This is a genomic window from Coprococcus sp. ART55/1, from assembly GCF_000210595.1.
GTDB classification, from domain to species: Bacteria; Bacillota; Clostridia; order Lachnospirales; family Lachnospiraceae; genus Coprococcus; species Coprococcus aceti.
This window is the reverse complement of record NC_021018.1, coordinates 1,944,556-1,946,580: the sequence shown is the minus strand read 5'-3', so window position 1 is coordinate 1,946,580 and position 2,025 is coordinate 1,944,556. Positions and strand designations below refer to the sequence as shown.

At 44.9% G+C, this 2,025-nt stretch carries 1 protein-coding gene; it reads left to right on the top strand.

The features are described from left to right. The coding region (locus tag CCU_RS08880; protein ID WP_208896131.1) for a hypothetical protein at positions 1–2,025 on the top strand (2,025 nt) is incomplete at both ends.

Here is a 2,025-nt window from a genome sequence, read left to right as displayed (position 1 = left end):
TATGGCCAGCAGCAGTACGATGCAAATCAGCAGTTTGCAGATCAGTACGGTCAGCAGATGAATGCACAGCAGAGTGTATATGATCAGACCGTGAACATGTATGGTGATCAGGCGCACAAGCCTGAGTCTCCAAAGAAGAGAAAGGGTATCAAGATAGCCATAATAGCAGTTGTGGCAGCGCTTGTTATCATAGCAGCATTTGTTGTTGTATTCTTCGTGTTCATCAAGAAGAGTCCTAAGGATGCGGTTAAGGACGCGATGGAGAACACAGCAAAGGAACTTGAGAACAATAATATTGTGGGTATCGTCGGAGCAGATGACATAGATGTCGACAAGCTGGACGTTCAGTCAGATTTTACCATCGACAAGGTTGCCGGAGATGGTAAGCTCGACGGTTCAACATTTACATTTGACGCAAGCACAGCCAAGAGCGACGGACAGAACAGCTTCAAGCTTGATTCTTCCATGACACTGGCAGGCGAGACAGTCAGTGCGGATGTTGTAATGATCGGTCAGACGCTCTATATGTCATGTCCTGATCTCTTTACCAAGACATTTTCATTTGACATGAACAGTGTTATGGCAGAGCTCGACAGCAAGGATGCGGGAGCCGGCGGTTCAGTTGACAGCGAGGCTCTTCAGAAGATCATAGATGAGGATCTCAAGCCGGCTGCAGATAAGCTTGCAGAGTCCATAACATATGAGAAGGTCGGCAAGGATGAGTTTACAAATGCAAATGGCAAGACTATCAAGGCAGACCACTACACAGTGACAATCACAACAGACGCTATAGATGAGTTCTCACAGGCACTGGTTGACTGTCTGAACAAGTACATGGACAGCAATCTGTCAGATGATATGATGGATCAGATGGGTGTTACAAAGGATCAGCTCAAGCAGTCCATCGGCACTATTCCATCTCTGGTCAGCGCAGTAATGACAAAGGATGCCGTTGCAAATGTATATGTAGAAAACGACAAGGTGATCCGTGTTGACTGGGATTATGATCTTGCAGCAGCAGGCGTTAAGATTTCATTCACAGCAGATTACATGGGTGACGGAAATGTCACATCAGATGCTGTAACAAAGATAGCACTTACATACGGTTCAGATGTAAATATAGAGCTCAAGAGTGAGTCAAAGACTGACACATCAGGAGATAAGATATCAACTGACAAGAAGTACACATTATCAGCAATGAGCGGCGGAGAGAGCCAGGAGTTCACAGGAAATGTGACATCAGACTATGACAAGAACAGCGGTAAGATGAGTGGAAGCATATCTGTTGATGTACAGGGTGAGACTGCTCAGGCTGCATTTGAGGGTGTCCTTGCAGATGTCAAGAAGGGCGAGTCATTCAGCATAAATGATGCAAAGCTCACAGTTACAGTATCAGGCGAGGATGTTCTTCAGTGCTCAGGAAATCTCAAGGTAGCAGAGAAGGACAACAAGATAGAGGCTCCTGCAGCAGGAGATGTGGTTGATTACTCAGTTCTCAACAGTGATGATGTAGATCAGTACATCAACATGGATAAGATGGAAAAGATCGTATCAGCATGGAGCGAGATATTTGACTCAGTAAGTGTTGACAGCAGACTTGACGGAAAGTTCGGCACCGACTCAAAGGATACTGAGGAGGAAGAGCCTGAGACAACAGAGGCAGCTACAACAGAGGAAGCAACCACAGAGAAGTCAAATGACAGCACAGAGGAGGAAGACCTTTCAAAGGTTACATTAAGCCTTGGCGATAAGTCAGTAAAGATCAATGATCCAAAGGGATACGAGAGAAGCTATGCTTCAGAGTATACCATATCTTATAATGATGAGAAGGGCGATGTATATGCAAGCTATTCTACATATACACACTATTCAGCAAGTGATCTTGTGAAGAACATGAAGGATACTTACACAGAGTATTACAACGATGAGAACTCCAAGGTCAACGAGATGACAGATGGCACAGTGAAGGCAAAGGATGGCACAGAGGTAACATATCTTGTGATACAGCTCACATCATATGATATG